16 protein-coding genes are annotated in these 19,404 nt (G+C 49.6%); 2 read left to right on the forward strand and 14 right to left on the reverse strand.

The window, feature by feature from the left end; genetic code table 11:
* Positions 1-7: 7 nt before the first annotated feature.
* Positions 8-466 (reverse strand): hypothetical protein, encoded by a 459-nt coding sequence (locus tag GSO_RS09590; protein WP_010491547.1) that lies wholly within the window; start codon positions 464-466, stop codon positions 8-10.
* 261 nt (positions 467-727) lie between these two features.
* Positions 728-1,180 carry a Fur family transcriptional regulator gene (locus GSO_RS09595; RefSeq protein ID WP_010491549.1) on the reverse strand — a complete coding sequence of 151 codons (453 nt, stop codon included), beginning with the start codon at positions 1,178-1,180 and terminating at the stop codon, positions 728-730.
* Between the two features lie 111 nt (positions 1,181-1,291).
* On the opposite strand from GSO_RS09595, the gene GSO_RS17800 reads away from it, so the two are divergent.
* Positions 1,292-1,405, forward strand: coding sequence for a putative metal homeostasis protein (locus GSO_RS17800; protein WP_010491550.1), 114 nt, complete (start codon positions 1,292-1,294; stop codon positions 1,403-1,405).
* A 65-nt stretch (positions 1,406-1,470) separates the two neighbouring features.
* On the opposite strand, the gene GSO_RS09605 is transcribed toward GSO_RS17800, so the two are convergent.
* The 6 genes from GSO_RS09605 to GSO_RS09630 all read right to left on the reverse strand — a co-directional run bounded on the left by GSO_RS09605 (position 1,471) and on the right by GSO_RS09630 (position 7,385).
* Complete coding sequence (locus GSO_RS09605; RefSeq protein ID WP_010491552.1) at positions 1,471-2,073, reverse strand: guanylate kinase; 603 nt, start codon at positions 2,071-2,073, stop codon at positions 1,471-1,473.
* A gap of 107 nt (positions 2,074-2,180) precedes the next feature.
* Positions 2,181-2,588 (reverse strand): GNAT family N-acetyltransferase, encoded by a 408-nt coding sequence (locus GSO_RS09610; protein WP_010491554.1) that lies wholly within the window; start codon positions 2,586-2,588, stop codon positions 2,181-2,183.
* A 204-nt stretch (positions 2,589-2,792) separates the two neighbouring features.
* On the reverse strand, positions 2,793-3,986 hold the full coding sequence (locus tag GSO_RS09615; RefSeq protein WP_010491556.1) for a C40 family peptidase: 1,194 nt from the start codon (positions 3,984-3,986) through the stop codon (positions 2,793-2,795).
* A gap of 297 nt (positions 3,987-4,283) precedes the next feature.
* Positions 4,284-5,555, reverse strand: coding sequence for a tyrosine--tRNA ligase (tyrS, locus tag GSO_RS09620; RefSeq protein WP_010491557.1), 1,272 nt, complete (start codon positions 5,553-5,555; stop codon positions 4,284-4,286).
* 382 nt (positions 5,556-5,937) lie between these two features.
* Positions 5,938-6,882, reverse strand: a complete 945-nt coding sequence (locus GSO_RS09625) for a cation diffusion facilitator family transporter (RefSeq protein WP_010491558.1) — start codon at positions 6,880-6,882, stop codon at positions 5,938-5,940.
* A gap of 146 nt (positions 6,883-7,028) precedes the next feature.
* On the reverse strand, positions 7,029-7,385 hold the full coding sequence (locus GSO_RS09630) for an ArsR/SmtB family transcription factor (protein WP_010491559.1): 357 nt from the start codon (positions 7,383-7,385) through the stop codon (positions 7,029-7,031).
* 150 nt (positions 7,386-7,535) lie between these two features.
* On the opposite strand from GSO_RS09630, the gene GSO_RS09635 reads away from it, so the two are divergent.
* On the forward strand, positions 7,536-8,465 hold the full coding sequence (locus GSO_RS09635; RefSeq protein WP_010491560.1) for an FAD:protein FMN transferase: 930 nt from the start codon (positions 7,536-7,538) through the stop codon (positions 8,463-8,465).
* A 102-nt stretch (positions 8,466-8,567) separates the two neighbouring features.
* Here GSO_RS09635 and GSO_RS09640 read toward each other — a convergent pair whose 3' ends face one another.
* From GSO_RS09640 to glgB, 6 genes are all read right to left on the reverse strand, one after another.
* A complete protein-coding gene (locus GSO_RS09640) occupies positions 8,568-10,346 on the reverse strand; it encodes a glycoside hydrolase family 13 protein (protein ID WP_010491561.1) in 1,779 nt (592 codons plus the stop codon).
* Between the two features lie 324 nt (positions 10,347-10,670).
* Positions 10,671-13,088 (reverse strand): glycogen/starch/alpha-glucan phosphorylase, encoded by a 2,418-nt coding sequence (locus GSO_RS09645; RefSeq protein ID WP_010491562.1) that lies wholly within the window; start codon positions 13,086-13,088, stop codon positions 10,671-10,673.
* A gap of 149 nt (positions 13,089-13,237) precedes the next feature.
* Positions 13,238-14,683: a glycogen synthase GlgA gene (glgA, locus tag GSO_RS09650; RefSeq protein ID WP_010491563.1), complete on the reverse strand. Its 1,446-nt coding sequence runs from the start codon at positions 14,681-14,683 to the stop codon at positions 13,238-13,240.
* Positions 14,676-15,791 carry a glucose-1-phosphate adenylyltransferase subunit GlgD gene (gene glgD, locus GSO_RS09655; RefSeq protein WP_235500839.1) on the reverse strand — a complete coding sequence of 372 codons (1,116 nt, stop codon included), beginning with the start codon at positions 15,789-15,791 and terminating at the stop codon, positions 14,676-14,678. The genes glgA and glgD overlap by 8 nt, the downstream gene beginning before the upstream one ends.
* Positions 15,792-15,841: 50 nt before the next feature.
* Positions 15,842-16,984, reverse strand: a complete 1,143-nt coding sequence (locus GSO_RS09660; protein ID WP_010491565.1) for a glucose-1-phosphate adenylyltransferase — start codon at positions 16,982-16,984, stop codon at positions 15,842-15,844.
* Positions 16,985-17,324: 340 nt separating this feature from the next.
* The gene (glgB, locus tag GSO_RS09665; RefSeq protein ID WP_010491567.1) at positions 17,325-19,385 is read right to left on the reverse strand and encodes a 1,4-alpha-glucan branching protein GlgB; all 2,061 of its coding nucleotides are present in this window, start codon (positions 19,383-19,385) and stop codon (positions 17,325-17,327) included.
* Positions 19,386-19,404: the final 19 nt, after the last annotated feature.

Below are 19,404 nucleotides of genomic sequence, written 5' to 3' on the forward strand. Positions count from 1 at the left end.
CCGCGGCTTATTGGCCATTCGTGCCGGTTGTGTCAGTTCCTTGGTCAGTACTTGTCTGGTTCTGATCAGTCGTTTGCCCATTATTGGTGGAAGCGGTGCTTGGTGTGGACGTCACAGAAGATGTTGACGCCTTTGAGGTCGAAGTTGCCGAACTTGGTGTCGACGTTGCACTCGCGGTACTGGTCGTTTCGTTGTTGTTCTCCTCATGACTCGGCTGCGTCTGCGACTGGCTAGCAGCAGACGGCTGGGACGCCGAAGTTTGACTTGGTTCCGGCTTTGACGAGGCTAAACGCGCAGCCTTAGAAGCCGATTCGGATTTTATTTTGGATACCAACGAACTCTGATCGGTTGCCGATTTAGGCTGATTGACCGGGTTAATCGTATTAACAATGTTATACGCACTAATCAAAACAATCAGCGAAACAATGGCAGTCGGCGGTAATAATGGCGGTGTTCGATAAGCCATGTAGCCAGCTCCTTTCATTCATCGTTTCATTTTACCCCAAAAGTAGCAGGAAGCACCTTAAGTTACCGCTAAAATTATACGCTACTTATAGCGTTGGCCAAAGTGGTGCGCTTTTCAACAATCGTGAGATGGCTACCAATGCATGAGCCACATTTGAAACATGCAACACGACGCATAACTAAAAAAGACATCAGAGAATGGCTATCTCTGGTGCCGATACATCTACGGAGCACATCTGCGTCATTTACTTGCAACTGGTCATTAGGCGTTAGCTTCTTTCAAGCTGTTCGCCCGCTTTTGGCATTCCGCGCACAAACCATAAAGTTCAAAATTGTGGCTTTGAATTTTAGCGCCCGGAACCTGATCTTCAAAGTAATTCAACGGACACATTTTAAGTTCAATCACTTTACCGCAGTTCGTACAGATAAAATGGTGATGATGCGGATGCTGGAAATCACACTGCAGTTTAACTACGATTTGATCGTCTTGCATGCGACTTTCCAGGATGCCCATTTCGATGAATGATTTGACGTTGCGATAAATCGTATCATGCGACACCCCAGGGAATTGCGTGCGCATATATCGATCCAAAATCGTGACCGCCGTATACCGATGCTGGTTCCTGCCCAGATAGTCAACCATTGACTCACGTTGTTTGGTGACCCGGTAACCATGTTGTTTTAACTGTTTTAATGCAATTGTTGTGTTGTCCATGGAATTAAACCCCTTTGGCTTGACACTTTAATTGAAGACGTGTAATGTATCAAATCGTACTGATTACGATTAGTACCATTTAGTGTAACACGCCTGACAGGAGGAAGCAATATGGCTGAAAAAACCGATTATGCATCTGCTGCACGTCGTTTAAAAAGTAAGAATCCCAAGACCCGTTCACGCGCTAAACGTGTGATTAAGGCCGTTAAGAAACCGACTAAATAACCATTGACAGATACCAAAATAGATTGAACGTGGCCTTTTGCTATCACATAGCGAAGGGTCACGTTTTATTTTTGTTCCGGATTCAGCGATATTAAACCGCAGCTTTTCAGCGCCAAATCTTTCATGAACCGATCAACTTGTTCCCGTGCTTCATCCCAACTGTCATTTTTGATCACCGTCGCAAACGGCTTGAGTTCAGCCGGCAAGGTTAAATCCCGCTTATATTCAGGACTCTTCAGCCGTGCCGCCACCATCGCCGGATCATCGCCGCGGCCCAATAAGCGATCCTTCAGAACAGTCGGATCATCAATAGTGAGGAATAACACCACAACCTCTTTAGGGAGCTCGTGAACATAGGTAATTGCCCCTTTAGTATCCAGGACAATACTTAAAAAAGGATGCTTCGCCCAATTTTTCTCGAGCGACTCATGTGAGGAACCATATTCATAGCCAGCATAAGTGACCTTTTCGATAAAATGTTTCGTTGCAAAACTTGCCGGCGTTTCAAAATAATAATCGACGCCATTCTTTTCACCCTTACGCGCCGGACGAGTGGTGTGCGTCATCACCCGATGAATTCGGTAGTTATCGCGTAGATACGCGCTCACCGTTGTTTTGCCGGTACCTGTTGCCCCTGTGATCACAATCAACTTATGCGCCGCTTTCATGATCCGCCTCCTTGAATATTGCCTCGATTGTACCAAATCAGCGCCGATTCGTCAGCTGAAAATCAACAATGAGCGGTAAATCAAGCTAGCCTTTTCCACTCAAAACCTCAGGACAAGTCCTGGTAAAAAGCGACCACACCAAAGTGATCACTCGACACAAACCCGATCTTCTCGTAAAAAGCCCGCGTGTCTGGTTGATCATCCGTCAACAAAACTCGCTGCCGCACTTCCGGATAGTGATCGACCAATGCGTTTACCAATTGGCGGCCAATCCCTTGACGTTGGAAACTTGGAAGCACCAGCAGATCCTGTATGAAAAGAATCGTTTCGCCATCCCCTACTGCCCGAATCAACCCCACTAAACGGTCCCCATCAAAGGCACCCAAAACAATAAGCGACTGCGCCAAGGCTCGTTTTAGTTTTGCGGGATTGCGCGTGTACATGACCCATCCAACGGCTTGATATAAAGTCAATACAGCTTCGTCATCAAGTTTGCGATTGTCAATCTTGATCATCCCTGTCCCCTCCTCGTAAGCGTGAATCAATGCTTAATTCAGGCAATGAGTCACACATGATTATCAGTTTGATCATATTGTCGCATAGATTGCGGATGATAGGCTCGCGAATCGCTCGATTATTTGGATTTTATTTTAAAGAAAAAAGACCGGCCACCATGACCGATCTTTTAAATATATATTTTGCAGGATGTGAACAACTAATTAAAGACGACGGCCAAATTCAGGTGCAAAGTAAGCCATGCTTTGAACAGTGACATTCTGACCCGGTGCCGGTGCGTGGATGTACTGGCCATTGCCGATGTAAATGCCAACGTGATAGGCACTGCCAACGCCGCCCCAGAAGACTAAGTCGCCGGCCTGAAGATCAGAAACCGCCACGTAAGAACCAAGCGTGCTTTGAGCTTGCGAAGTCCGTGGCAAGTTAACACCGGCTTCTTTAGCTGCGTAGTAAATCAGACCTGAGCAGTCAAAGCCTGAAGGTGAAGTGCCACCATAAACATATGGCACACCGATGTACTTAGCAGCGTTACTTGCGATGCCGCCGCCGGAAACGGAAACCTTGCTGCTGCCAGCTGAAGCGGGTGCCGTTGAGGAGGTCACGCTCGTGCTGGAAGCATTGTTACTTGCAGAAACAGTGCTGGTGCTTGATGCCGTCGACGTAGAAGTGGTGCTTGCTGCGTCACTAACGGCCTTTTGTGCAGCTGCGGTCTTGGCAGCTTCTTCAGCAGCCAATTCAGCTAACTTGTCTTTGTTGGCATCAATCAGTTTTTGTGCTTCGGCAGCGGCTTCGTCAGCATCTGCCTTCAAGCTATCAATCTTGGCCTTATCGCTTTCAAGTTGGGCCTTGGTTGCGACCAAGCTCTTTTGCTTGGCTTCCTGGTTAGCCTTCAGATCCTTGACTTTCGCCTCGGAATCTTTAACCGCCTGCAGGGCTTCAGTGCTAGCCTGACTCAACTTGCTAACAGTAAATGAGCGACCTACCAAGTCGGTCAAACTACTTGAATTCAAAATGAAATCAAAATAGACATTGCCGGTAACCGAATTGCCGACCCGTTTTTGCAAAGAAATCAATTGATCTTTCAAATTATTCTTGCGTTGGCTGGCTTCTTGATTGGCTTTTGTCAGCTGACCGTCAAGATCAGTGATTTTAGCTTGGGTATCTTTAATCTCAGCCTCGGCCTTTTGAATCGCCAAAACTTTGTTGGAAACGTCATTGCTCAGCTTCGCGCTTTTATCGTTGGCTGCCTGAAGCTGTTTCATCAAATCATCGTTCTTCGCTTGCAAACTTGATTTGTCGTCTGCCGCGCGAACGGTTGTTGCTGCTACACCCGAAACCCCAACACCAGCTAATGTTGCAACGGTGATAGCGCCCGTAACTAATTGCCGTAATCTCATCTTTATCGCCACTCCTGCTTTCATTTTGTTCACAATTGTCACATTAACACTGAACTATTACAGGCTTGTTACAAGGCCGTTACCATCAGAATACTTTCGCAATTAAATCAACATTATTTTATGATCATATTGATAATTAGTTTACGTCCTAGTTATATTTTCGCGTTCGCATGCAAAAAAACAGGGACAAAGCGCGGCTTCATCCCTGACTTTTTGCAATACCTGTCATTTAATTTTTACTGGTTGGCTTTCGGTTGGTAACGTTTACCTAGTTGATCAAACTGCTACCGACATCGTTTACTTGATCTTAACCAGGAAGTACCGCTTTTTCCCACGTCGAACAATGACGTACTGGCCGTCAAAATGGGTGCTTGGATCAACTTCAAAATCCAGCTCGCGTTGGCGGGTCCCATTAATTGTGATCGCACCATTTTGAATGTCCTCACGCGCCTGGCGCCGACTCGGTTCGATTTTAGTGGTATCTACCAGCCAAGTGACGATATTCTCTGCAGTTTTCGGCGCTTCCACCGTTGGAAACTGCTTGAATCCCTGCTTGATTTCTTCAGCGCTCAAGTCCGCGACATCGCCGGAGAAAAGTGCGGCACTGATGCTTTCGGCCTGATCCACTGCTTTTTGGCCGTGAACAAACTTCGTGACAGAACGGGCCAATTCCCGCTGTGCTTCGCGTTTTTCCGGATGCGTTTTAGTCGCTTCAACCAATTCCGCAATCGCATCCCGTGACAGGAACGTGAAGAACTTGAGGAACTTTTCAACATCGGCGTCATCCTGGTTGAACCAGAATTGATAGAACTCATACGGCGAGGTCTTTTCCGGATCAAGCCAAACCGCCCCGCCTGCGGATTTACCAAACTTAGTGCCATCCGCCTTGAGCATCAGTGGATTCGTGAGGCCGTAAGCACGGGCATCCGGGCCTTCAATTCGATGAATCAGGTCAATCCCGGCTGTGATGTTGCCCCACTGATCGGCACCGCCAATTTGCAGCTGAACGTCTTCGTGTTTGAACAGATGCAGAAAATCAACCGACTGCAGAATCTGATAGGTGAACTCAGTGTATGAAATCCCGGTTTCCAGACGACTGGCAACAACCTCTTTATTCAACATGCTATTGACGGAAAATAGCTTCCCGTAATCCCGCAAAAAGTCCAGCATCGAGATTTTCGATAACCAATCATAATTATCAACGATACGGAAATCTTTCGTGCCAAACAGATTCTCCATTTGGGCCGTTAATTTCTTTTTGTTGGCGGCGATGGTATCCATCGTCTGCAAAACCCGCTCGGAATTACGCCCGGACGGATCACCAATCGAGCCGGTACCGCCACCGATGACGATTACTGGACGGTGACCCATCAGCTGAAAACGCTTGAGAATCATAAACGGGATCAAATGGCCGACATGCAAAGAATCGCCAGTCGGATCCGTCCCGCAATAAACACTGACCGCTTTCTCTTGGGTCAGCTTGCGCAAGCCATCTTCATCGGTCAGCTGATTTAACGCCCCGCGCCATTTTAATTCGTCTAGAATCTTGCCTCGTTGTGTTTCTGTCATCAATCGATTTCCTCCTATTTGTCATGTGCGCGAGCCGCAATGTTCACGCTTCTTCAGAACGCGTTCGCTGGCGCAGAAGCCGGCTTACGCTCAAAAAAAATCGTCCCTGATCTTATCAATAAGATCAGGGACGATTTTCACCGCGGTACCACCCAAATTATGCTATGCATCACTCTCATGGATATCGGCATGACCCGCGGCCAGTGTTTTTTGAGTTGTAATTCATGCTGTTAAGCGCAACGGTTCGCAGCAACCACCGTTTTTCTGAAGACTACCTAACACCACTACTGCGGCTCAACTGGTAAATGATACTTCAAATCTTATCACATGCTCAGGATTTGTACAGCGTCAATATTTTTAAAGTTATTTGCCAACTGACCAGCTAATTCCGCGGATCTTGCGGCGCATCATTCGGCGGCAAGTCGGCCGGATACGTTTTGACATCGGCATCGAGAATATCATACTTATCCATTAGTTTGCGCTCGACCTGCTCGCCTAACTCATAAGAATCGGCGACGGTCATCTTGGGATCAACCCGAATGCCAATCGTGAGCAAAACTGCGTCGCCAGCGTACCGGGCCTCGATGCTTTGAACGCCGAGGACGCCGGGCACTTGGGTGATGGTTTGCCGATACGCCGCAATTTTCTTGGTATCAAAGCCATCTGTCAGTTCAAAAATGGCATCCCGCAAGATGGTCCAAGCTGCATACAAAATCAAAATCCCGACAGCAAGCGCAGCCCCGCCATCAAGCCACAGCCAACCGGCTTTGGCGCCTAAAATGGCAAGCAGAGTCCCCGTGCTGGTTGCGGCGTCTGAAAAGCTATCCTTAGACGCCGTTCGCAAAACACTACTATTCAGCTGTTTGGCGCGAATATGATTCATTAGCGAGATGGCGCCCATAGCTATTCCTGCCGCCAGACTCACATAAACCGCCAGTATGCCCGGAACTTGGACTTTGCCCTGGGCCCAAGCCTGCAAGCCGTGGTAACCATCCAAGACAACATCCGCGCCAACCACCAGCATAATCAAGCCGGAGAACAAGGTCGCAATTGTTTGAAACCGCCAGTGGCCAAAACGGTGCTCGCTGTCCGGTCGCTGTTGGGAAATTTGTAAGCCCCAAAGCAAGATAAGTGCCGACGCCACCCCGGTCAGGTTATTCAACCCATCCGCGGCTAAAGCCCGAGAATGAGCTAACTGGGCAATCCACAATTCAGCCACCGTCAAACCGCCGTAAACAAATAAATTTAACACAGCGGCATGCTGGGCGCTTTTAAGCCGCGCAAATCGGCGCTGTTCATCTTTTAAAATATTGCGGCCAGCATCCATGCTAATCCCCCTTGTTGAATAGACTATTTAATAACTATTATAAAGCAACAATGTGGCCGTACCACCGTAAAATATTCGTTTTAAATGACGCAAGCGCTTTCTTACAAAACTTTTACATTCATCACGCCAAATCACGGATCAGCCTCTCAGCTATCCTGTGATTCACCTGTCTCATATTCTTCCGTCTGCCGCCTTAACGCACTGGCCAGACGTTCCAACCGCGCAATGGTGTCGTCGAGCGTTAAGTAATAGTAAATCATATTCCCTTCATGCCGGGATGCGACCATACCGATGTCCTTCAGCCGTTTCAAATGATGCGACGTTGCCGGTTGCGACAATCCAATCGCATCGGCCAGATCGCTGACCTTAACGCCGGAGTTATTCTTAGCAGCACCAAGCATCATAATGAGCCTTTGGCGATTCGTATTTGACAATGCGTTGAGATGACCGATGTCTTGCTTGAATTCTTTTAGCGCTTCCTGTTGTGCCGAGCTGTACGCCATAACTTTCTCCTTCTAGTGACTTCTACTGCGAACCCCAGATGAATCCGTTACCATTCACTTCGAATATTACCTGAAATCGTAACGATTGCAACAAATATGCAAACCGTTCATACTGTAATCAAGAACTAACAACGACTTTGGAGGTGCACTATGACAACGACCACAACCTTTCACGGCCTAGGGGCGGATAACACGCTGACCATTTACACAGACGGCGCCAATGAACTTCTGAATCAAAGCGTCAGCATGATTCGCGCTTATGCCCATTTACTGTCGCTTTATGACGAAGAATCGCTGCTCGTCATGATCAACAATCAGGCCGGTAAAACGCCGGTTCACATCCCTGTCCGTCCGGTCTTCAATCTCATTGCCCAAGCGATTGCCTGGAGTAAGCGCGGACTTGGTTATAATGCTTTAATCGGGCCAATCGTTAAGCTGTGGCGGATCGGTTTTGCTGATGCTCGCATTCCATCGGCCAGCGAAGTCAGCGCTGCTTTAGCGTTAACCGATCCGAATCTGGTTGAACTGGATTCGGAAAATCAAACCGTTTTTCTACCCCAAAAAGGCATGGCGCTTGATCTGGGTGGCATTGCCAAAGGGTTTATTGTGGATCAGGTTTACGACTTATGGGACAAGACCGGCGTCGAAGGTGGTCTGATTGACTTAGGGGGCAACCAACGACTGGTCGGCAAGGCAGCCAGCGGGATTCCGCTATGGCAGTGGCCCATCGCCGATCCGCGCTACCCCGAAAAGCGCAGCATCGCGACCCTGACAACCGAACCAAAAGCAGTGGTCACGACCGGCATTTTTGAACGCCAATCCAAAATTGCCGGCAAGGAGTATCACCACTTAATTGACCCTAACACAGGCTATCCAGTTGAATCCAACATGGCCAGCATCACCGTGATCGCTGATAATGGCCTCCTTGGCGATGTGTTGTCTTCCATCGGCTTCTATGCCGGCATTCCGGCTGGATACGACGCCATCGAGGCAGAAGGTCAGGAAGCCATTTTCGTCACCAAGGAAACCCGCGTTTATCAGACCAGCGGACTACGCGAGACCCTAGCTATCACGGTATAGCGGGCTGATATAACAGAACACAAAAACAGCAACCAACTGCCAAAAAGGCTGGGTTGCTGTTTTTTTACTGCCTGTATCGGTTATCAAAAACCAAACTTGCACCTAAAGTTCCTGCCAAATCACACTGCACGGCGGCACCATGGTTCCCACCGGTAACAACGAGCGCAGATTTGCCGGAACTAGCTTGGTATTGGCATCCTGCAACGCTTGCGGCGAACAGGTTGGATTGGCCAGCACCACCAGCGTCTGCTCCTCGTTTTGGCGGACAAAGCCGAAGCTGTCCTCAAAAGTAAACGGAAAGAATGCGGCATCTGCCGCCAATGCCGGTTGATCGATGCGGGTCTGAATCGCAATCTGATATAAATCCATAATCTCCTGATCTTCATGCCCCCAAGGATAAAAGGCACGGTTATCCGGATCCTTACCACCGGTCAATCCGGCTTCGTCGCCGTAATATAGACACGGCACCCCTGGCAACCAATAGAAAAGCGAAACCAGTAATTTCAGCTTCTGGCGATCGCCATTCAAAACCGTTAAAATCCGCGGCGTATCGTGAGTGCCAATGTTATTAAAGTTAAAATCAAACGCATTCGGCGGATAATTTTCTTTTAACGTCATCAACTGGCGGACAAAGCCGGCTGCATTGAGCTGGCCATTGACAAAATCAATCAGCATCGACCGCAACGGGTAGTTCATCACGGCATTCAGCTCACCGCCTTCAAAATACTGGCGCCGCTTGCCATAAGCCTGTTTATTCGACGCATCTTCCCACACCTCGCCGATCAAAACGCGATCCGGAAACTGATCAAGTGTGCTCCGAATCTGCCGAATAAAGCCATCGGTCAGTTCGTCCGCAACGTCTAGCCGCCAACCATCAACGCCCATATCCGTCCAATAACTGATAACGGAATCCTTTTTGGCGGCAATAAAGTTATGAAAATCCTGATTGTCTTTATTAATCGCCGGCAGATCCTTCACGCCCCACCAGCTGTTGTAATCGTCCGGAAACCGTTTAAACGAAAACCACGAGGCATACGGCGAATCCAGACTGTTGGCCGCCCCGACATCATTGTATTCATTCACCGCATTGAAATACCGACTATCCGCACCGACATGGTTAAAGACGCCATCGAGAATGACATGCATCCCCTGCCGATGCGCCGCCGCCAAAAACTGTTTAAAATCATGCAACGTACCCAAGACTTCATCAATCGCGTAATAATCACCGGTGTCATAACGATGATTGCTACGCGCCTGAAAAATCGGACTGAGATACAACGCGTTGATCCCACGCGCGGCCAACAACGGCAACTTTTGCTGAATCCCGGCCAAATTGCCGCCATAAAAATCCCAGCGAAGAACTTCGCCGTTATTCCCGCGAATATACATCGGCCGATCCGACTGGCGCCCATAGATAAATGAATTAGCCTTAGGAGCATTCACATGGCCATCTGCATTACCATTCTGAAACCGATCCACAAAAATATGGTAAAAGCGGGCATTCTTGTACCAATCCGGCACGGGATCAAACGCATGCACCACCGTCAACTGATAGCTAACCACATCCGCATTGTCTGAATAAGTCTGTACCATGCCGCCATAACCACCATCAACCGCACCAAACCGCTGACGGCCTTCATCAGTTTGCAATTCAAAATGATAAAACCACAATCCCGAAGACGGCGGGGTAAAAGTAACCGTATAACCATTCGGACTCTGCGTCATCGGCAACGTCTGCGCCTGATCCCACTGACCATCCGCAGCAACCACCAACGACGCCTGCGTCACGGCACCGTCAGCCTTAGCCGAAAAATGCACCAGCGTCCCCTCCCGAACAGCCCCAAACGGCCGCCGATCGGTAAATGAATCGAATTGAAACATGTGAACCTCCCTGCTCTACAAAATGTGGCAATGCTGTGACATTAGCCTTAGTTGATGAAGTTAAACGCAACACCAACTCCAACTAACGCAGAGTGCCAAGGCGGAGCTATCGGAGGCCAGAGGGGGCTCAGTGGTGAAATTGTACTAGCTGGGTGATCTTCCCAGCGTAGTACAAGGCCGAGCTTTGAGACTCTGCGCTTTTTGCAGAGGCTCAAAGTCGTGCCCACCACGTTCCAGCCCCCTCTGGCCGGAGATAGCGGAGTTTGGCGCGGAGTAGCAGACATCACTGTCACACACCAAGCCAAGTTGCCACTGCGATACTACTTATGCTTCAGTGTCACTACCATCATCCTCAGGCGTCTGCGGAACCACATGCCAAATCTCGCGGCCATACCGCTGAACCGTAAAGTCCGCCGAGAACCGACCACTCTCCGCAATATTAACCAACGCCTTCTTCGCCCAAAGCTCAGGCTGCTGATAAAGCTTATCCAACCGCGCATTAGCCGCCAGATAACTCTCAAAATCCGCCAGCACGAAATACTCGTCATTATACATCAACAACGCATTGTAAATATCGCGGCCTTCCGTCTCAATCCCCGGAATCTTCCCATTCACTAGCATATCCAACACGGCATGCAACCGCGGATCCTTTTCATAAAAGTCCCGCGACCGATAATCGCCGCGCTGGTAATACCCGGCAATCTCCTTTTCGGTTAACCCGAAGATCTCGATATTATCATCGCCAACCGCATTCTTAATCTCGATGTTAGCGCCATCCAACGTCGCCAAGGTCAACGCCCCGGCACTCATCAGCTTCATGTTACTCGTACCGCTAGCTTCCTTACCGGCCGTTGAAATCTGCTCGGAAATATCCGCCGCCGGAATAATCTTTTCAGCCATCGAGACACCATAGTTCGGCAAAAAGACCACCTGCAAATAAGGACTGACTTCCGGATCACTATCGACCATATCGGCCACCGCATTCATGACCTTAATGATCTCCTTGGCATACACATAACTAGGCGCAGCTTTCGCTCCAAAAATATGCAGCCGCTTCGGTCGTTTCTCGCCGCGCTTAATCGCCAAGTATGCGTCCAGAATTCCTAAAAGATGCAGTAACTGGCGCTTGTAAGCATGCAGTCGTTTAATCTGCACATCAAAGATGGCATCGGGATCGACTTTAACATGCACGGTTTGGTCAATATATTTAGCCAGTTCCCGCTTATTTTCCGCTTTGGTCGCGTTTAAATCGGCCAAAAACCGCGTATCGTCAATGTAGTCATGTAATTTACGCAGCGCCAATGGATTCTGCCGCCACGCCGTTCCGATTTTCTTATCCAACAAGTGCGCCAGCGGCCGATCGCCGATTTGAATCCAGCGCCGCGGCGTAATGCCGTTGGTTTTATTGTTAAACCGCTCCGGAAAAATCTGGAAAAGATCATGCAGCACATCTTTTTTCAGCAATTCACTATGAAGCGGCGCCACCCCATTCACCGCGTGCGAGCCGATGGTTGCCAGATACGCCATGCGCACCTGCCCGTTACCCAGCGGCGCAATGCGATCGATCATGGCCTGGCCAAATTGCGGCACAAAGGCTAACCGGAAGCGGCGATCGATTTCCTGCACAATCTGGTAAATCCGCGGTAACAATCCGCTGAACATGTCAATGGGCCAAACTTCTAGCGCTTCGGAAAGCAACGTGTGATTCGTATAACTCATCACTTTGAGCGTAATACGCCAGGCTTCATCCCAGCCCACATGCTCGTCGTCCATCAACACTCGCATCAACTCAGGAATTGCCATCGCCGGGTGGGTATCGTTAATATGAATCGCCACCCGATCGGCAAACCCGGCCATACTGTTGTGAGTGCGACGATAATGACGGACAATGCTTTGAATCCCGGCACTCGTGAAGAAGTATTCCTGCCGCAACCGCAATTCCTTGCCAGCATTATCCGAGTCATCCGGATACAGAATCTGGGTGATCTGATTAATTCGTTCGCGCTGCTCTAAGGTAAAATGCGGGCCGGCATTAATCGGCGCCTCGGCTGACCACAACCGCAAATTATTGACAACGCCATTGTGATACCCAACCATCGCCACATCATACGGCACAGCCAAGACATCATCGGTATTATGATAAATCACCCGCAAATGGCCGCTGCGACTAGGCCGCAATTCAACCCAGCCGCCAAACTTCACGGTGACAGCGCGATTTTCCTTACGCGTCTCCCAAGGAAAACCATTGCGCATCCAATCATCCGGCAATTCAACTTGATACCCATTCACAAATGCCTGCTTAAACAGGCCGTACTGATAACGAATACCATTCCCATTGCCAGCCATGCCAACGCTGGCCATGGCATCCATAAACGCCGAAGCCAGCCGGCCCAGCCCGCCGTTACCTAAGCCAGGATCCGCTTCAGCAGCAAAAATCTTTTGTGGATGTAGATCCAATTCTTCCAAACCAGCCTCAACTTCGTCCAAAATTCCGAGATTCAGCAAATTTGATTGCAGCAGACGGCCCGGTAAAAATTCGATCGAGAAATAAAAGACCTGTTTGGTTTCTTCCTTGTCATAGCGCTCCTTGGTGTTAGCCCAAGGCTGGGCGATATATGACCGTGTCAGTAACGCAAGCGCCTGATAAAGCTGCTGTGAAGACAGATCTTCAATCGGCGCTGCGTACAATTTTAAGGCCATATCTTTGAATTCCGTGATGAATTGTTCCTTCGTTAATGCCATCAAATATACACCTCATCAAAATAAACAACCGTAACCGTTCGCCTAAACATGAATAACGAGGTCCAATCAAATCTCCGCCACTTTTGGTTAGACGTTGCCCGCCTTACCTGCTTCGCGTGCGATTCGACCCGACCTCGTTGATTGCCACCTCATGCTTTGCCTAAAATTCGGTCATACCCCTTCAAATACGCAGCCGCCGAATGATGCCAGTCAAAATCCATGGCCATGGCTTGTTGCTGCAGTCGAGCATAAACCTTAGGCTGATCCGCGTAAACATTTTTGGCCATTCGTAAGATTTTCGCAAAGACACCAGCATTGTACTCCCAGAAACTAAAGCCGTTGCCGGCACCGGTTTCCGCGTTATACGGCGTCACCGAATCCCGCAGCCCGCCGGTTTCATGCACGATTGGCAACGTTCCATACCGCATCGCCATCATCTGCGCTAAGCCGCTGGGTTCAAAGGCACTCGGCATCATGAAGAAGTCGGCCCCAGCATAAATCCGCTGCGCCATCGCTTCGTCAAAATTAATCCGCACGGCTAACTGACCCGGGAAGCGATCCTGCATCGATAGTAAATCTTCTTCCAGATCGCGATCGCCAGTTCCCAAGATGACAACCTGAACATTATTCTGCACCAAGAAGTTTTCCAAGGCGTCAACGAGTAAGTCGGCACCTTTTTGGCGGGTTAGCCGACTGACCATCGCAAACAGCGGATCGGACCGCTTTGGCAAATGCATCTCGTCTTGCAAAACGCGTTTGTCCTTGGCTTTGCCTTTTAAATTCTTGGCGTTGTAATGATACGCCAGATGCGGATCGGTTTCCGGATCATACACTTCCGCATCGATCCCGTTCAGGATCCCGACTAATTTACCACTTTGTTTGCGTAATGTGCCATCCAAATGCTCGCCAAATGCCGGTGATTGAATTTCCTGCGCATAGCTCGGACTCACCGTCGACACTAAATCAGCAAAATTGATGCCGCCTTTAAGCCAATTGACCGAACCATCCTGGGCAAAACCATCGTCATTAAAACTCTGGCGGCCAATTTGAAAGACCGTGTCCAGAATCGACGGCGGGAACCATCCCTGAAACTGCAAGTTATGGATAGTCAGCTGGGTTTTAATATTTTGATAAGGACGAATCCAGCCATACTTCTCCTTCAACAGCACCGGAATAAACGCCGTGTGCCAGTCGTTGGCATGAATGATATCCGGAATCCACTCAATCACCTGCAGCATTTCGATGACGGCCATCTGGAAGAACCCGAACCGGCCGCCATCATCCCAGTACCCATACAGGCCATCGCGATCAAAATACTGGCGGTTATCGATCAGATAATACGTCACATCCCCCAGCTTAATCGTTTTAAGACCCACGTAAACCGGGCGACCACCCATTTCAATCGTAAAATGCGTCAGGTTCTTAACCTTAGGCAGATACTTAGCCGGAAACTTTTTTTCGTAAAATGGAATAGCAACCCGAATGTCGACGCCTTGCTTTTTGATCGCTTTTGGCAAGGCATACGTGACATCACCTAAGCCCCCGGTTTTGTAAAACGGAGCACTTTCTGCAGCAGTAAAAAGAACTTTAAGCACGAGCCGTCACTCCCTTACCATCTGGCTGAAAGACTTTCTGATTCTTGGCGAATACAAGCGGTTCTTCCGGGGTGCCTTCCAAAGCCAGGTTCGGCCCGATGATCACGCCTTTGTCCAGAATCGCATACTTCACGCTGGAGCCAGTGCCAACCTTGCTGCCTTGCATGACAATGCTATGATCAACCAGCGCATCCCGATGAATGTGGACATTGCGGAAAAGAATCGAGTGGTTGACGTCACCTTCAATGAAATCACCGGTGCCGAGCAAGCTGTTCGTTACTTTCGATTCGGTTGAGAAGTACGTCGGAATTTCGTTCTTATTCTTGGTCTCAATCGAGTTGGCACTGTACAGCAATGCCTGATAGTTCTGATCCTCCAGCATGCTCATGTTCGCGTTATAATAACGCTGAATCGTATTGAGCTTCGCCAAAAAGCCGGTGTACTCAAACGCATTGGCATTATTTTGCAACACGGCTTCGCGCATAATCTGCGGTAGGCGCTTGAATGTCGGTGCTTCGGATGCATCGATCAGTAAATCAATCAGGTCGATGGTGCCGATGAGGTAAATGTCCATGAACGCCGGGATTTTGCCTTCTTTAAGGTGACCGCGGTTTTCCGAGGCCGGCACAACCGAGCTGGCAGTCCCCAATTCGGTCATGTCCAACGTGAGATCCTCAGGCTGCATCGCCGTTTCCGGTAAATTCTTGTAAACGGCGGTGACGGGACTTTCACCGGCTTGATGGTACGCCACAATCGCGTCCACATCGACATTGGCAACATTTTGGGTGCCCATGATGATCGTGTATTGAGCGCTGCTCTTGCGCAGAAATTGCAGATAGTCATCATAATAACGGGCCCGCAGCTGCGGATCTTCGTAATCGCGGCCGGCCATATACGGATACGTGAAAATGCCGCCAGTGATCTGATCCATGTTCCAGGTGGACCCGCTGCGGATGTGGTCGGTGACACTGCGCCCAGATTTAGGCAGGAAAATCGCCACACTGCGAACATTGGCGTGATCCAGTGACGACAGCGGAAAATCAATGAGCCGGTAGCGCCCTGCAAATGGCAGCGTGCCGATCGGGCGGGCTGCCGTCAATGGCTGAATTTAGTCATCTTTTTCATTCAGATCAATGATTGCTGCTAAATCGCCTTTTCTCATTCTTTTTCAGTCCTTCCTAAAACTTCCCCGTAACCGACAACACTAATTTCATTTGGCTTTCCGACAACCTTGCCATTGTCACCGATGATTGCATTTTCGCCGACAATCGCGTGATCGACGGTGACGTTCTTACCGATGACGGCGTTTGGCATGATCATACTATCTTTAATAACCGAGCCTTCCCCAATTTTGACATTTTGACTCAAGATGCTGTGCTCAATGGCACCGGCAACATAGCAGCCGTCCACAATCATCGAGCCGGAGACTTTGGCGGTTTTGGTCAGGAACATCGGTGGCAGTGCTTCGTTTTGGCTGAAAATGCGCCAGTTGCGATTGCCGATGTTGAGCGGGTTGTTCGGATTCAGGAATTCCATGTTCGCTTCCCACAGACTCTGAATCGTCCCGACATCCTTCCAGTAACCCCGGAACGCGTAAGCATAGCTGGCTTCGTTATGGGTTAGATACGCTGGAATGACGTCATGACCGAAGTCTTCCATTGCCCCATCTGTCGCATAACTTTCTGTCAGGTATTGCTTGAGCGTTGGCCAGTTGAAGATGTAGATCCCCATAGATGCCAAGTTGCTCTTTGGCTTGGCCGGTTTTTCTTCGAATTCGATAATCCGGTCAGTGTCATCGGTGTTCATAATGCCAAAACGCTTTGCTTCGTCTTTGGCGACGGGCATGACGGCCACGGTCAAGGATGCTTTCTTGGCTTTGTGGTAGTCCAGCATGGCTTGGTAATCCATTTTATAAATGTGATCGCCGGATAGAATTAAAAGGTATTGCGGATTATAAGAATCGATATACGCAATATTTTGGTAGATCGCATGCGCCGTGCCTTCAAAGAACTTTTCGCCTTCGCTTGAGGCATATGGCTGCAGGATCGTGACGCCGGCGCCGCGTTCGTTCAAGCCCCAGCTGGCACCGTTTTGAATGTGGCGATTCAGTTCAAGCGGCTGATACTGGGTGATGACCCCCGCGGTGTTTACCCCCGAGTTGGCTAAGTTGCTCAGGGTAAAATCGATGATGCGGTAACGGCCTCCGAACGGCACGGATGGCTTGGCAGTGGTTTTGGTTAATTTGCCTAAACGCGTGCCTTGACCTCCGGCTAGAATGATTCCCAACATTTCAGTACTCATGATTGCGGCGCATGTGGTGCGCCTTCCCCCCTTACTTCTTTATATAAAAAGATCTAAAAAATGCTCTGATGCCTCTTTTTAAATATCTTGCATGATTGGCTTGCAGCAGTGAAAAAGGTTTAGACAATGGATTCCGTGTCGTGCCAAACTCCGCGATCTCCGGCCAGAGGGGGCTGGAACGTGGTGGGCACGACTTTGAGCCTCAGCAAAGCCCGCTGAGTCTCAAAGCTCGGCCTTGTACTACGCCGGGAAGACCACCCGGCTAGTACAATTTCACCACTGAGCCCCCTCTGGCCTCCGATCACTACGCCTTGGCACTGGGCATCGAGCACCAGACATCTCACGAATTCTTGTCAGTCTTAACGACAAGCGACGTTGTTGGCGGCTGGGCCCGCGCTGGGGTTGTTCCCCAATCTTTGTGGTGGCTGATTGCCTGACGCTTTTGGTTGGCAATGGCTTTGGGTGACGGGCTGCCGGTGATTGCTGGCTGGTGCTTGCTTTGTTGTTTTGGTGGCTTGGGCAGCGGTGCCAGTTTTTTAGGGGCGATGAGCAAGGCGCCCATGGCTGGTAGGATGACGTCGAGCCATGCCGGTTCGCCGTGGGTGTTGCCTTCTTTTGCCGTTAGGGTTGCCTGCCACTTGGTCCAGGTGCCGCCGAAGTCGATGTTTTCTGTATTCAAAAGCACGGTGTACGTGCCTAGTCTTGGTACCGGGATCTTGAAGTGGTCTTTTTGGACTGGCACGAAATTCATTGCGACCACCGTGAAATCATCTGGTTGCTTACCGTAGCGGATGTAGCTCATGACATCCGGTTCGTCGGCCATGGTGATCTTAATGCCGGCCGGTTCATGATCTTGTTGCCACAAGCTTGGACGGGCGGTGTATAAATGATTCAGCGTCTTCGTGAAGCCTTGCATCTTCTTATTCATCGGATCCTTCAAGTCGACCCACTCAAGCTCGCTCCAGTCGCGCCATTCGAGAAACTGTCCCCATTCACTGCCCATGAATAATAGCTTTTTCCCGGGGAATGTCGTTTGCCAGACGTACATGGTGCGTAGATTAGCGAACTGATTGTATCGGTCGCCTGGCATTTTATGCATCAGGCTCTTCTTACCATGCACCACTTCATCATGTGAAAATGGTAAGACGAATTGTTCGTTGTACATATACATGAATGAGAACGTCAATAAATTCATATCACTGTGGCGATAAACCGGGTCTTCTTCAAAGAACTTGAGCGTATCGTTCATCCAGCCCATGTTCCACTTGTAATTGAAGCCTAGGCCGCCGGTATTGATCGGCGCCGATACCTTTGGATAAGCCGAGCTTTCTTCGGCCATCATGAGCACATCGGGATGCTTGGCGAACACTTTGGTATTCAACCGCTTCAAAAAGGCAATGCCTTCGAGGTTGTCGCGGCCGCCAAATTGGTTGCGGTCATTTTCCTTGCCGGCGTCATAATCCATGTACAGCATGTTGGAAACGGCGTCAACGCGTAGCCCATCGAGGTGGCAATGATCTAGCCAGTACATGGCGCTGGAAATTAAAAAGCTTTGAACCTGTGCCTTGCCTAAGTCAAAATTCCAGGTGCCCCACCGAACGTTTTCGGCGCGATGCGGGTCGGTATATTCAAAGGTCGGCGTCCCGTCAAACTGTGCCAGCATATCGGTATTTTTAATAAAATGACCCGGCACCCAGTCCATGATGATGCCAAGCCCGGCTTCATGCGCAGCATCGACGAATCGCAGAAAGTCTTCTGGCTCGCCGAAGCGGCTGGTCGGGGCAAAATAACCCATCAACTGATAGCCCCACGAGGCATCGAGTGGATGTTCCATTAATGGCAGAAACTCGATGTGGGTGTAGCCCAAATCCTTCACATACGGGATCAACTTATCAATGGCGTCTTGATACGTCATATACCCGCCATCCGGGCCGGCATTGGTGTCACGAATGAATGAACCTAAGTGCACTTCGTAAATCGTCAGCGGTTCGTCATATGGGCGCCACTTGCTGCGCTTGGCCAGCCAGGCATCGTCATGCCAAGTGATCCGGGGGACATCGACCAGCCGCGCGGCACTGCCGGGTTTACGTTCAAAGCCAAAGCCATAAGGATCAATCTTTTCGTGCGTCGCGCCGTCCGGACCAACAATCTGATACTTATATAACTGATGTTTCTGGGCAGGCAATTCACCGTACCAACAACCGGTTTGCCCTTGGAGCTTTAACGGACTCCCCTGCCAATCATTAAAGTCGCCAACGACTCGAACCTGCTTGGCATGCGGCGCCCAAACGAGGAATGACCATTTACCTGGTTCCACTTCATGGGCACCAAACCGGTTGTAACTTTGAAAATCCTGTCCTGTGTTGAAAAGATATAACCAATCTTTTAATCCTTGAATCATGATCACTCCCCCAATCACG

This window comes from Lacticaseibacillus zeae DSM 20178 = KCTC 3804, assembly GCF_000260435.1.
GTDB lineage: Bacteria > Bacillota > Bacilli > Lactobacillales > Lactobacillaceae > Lacticaseibacillus > Lacticaseibacillus zeae.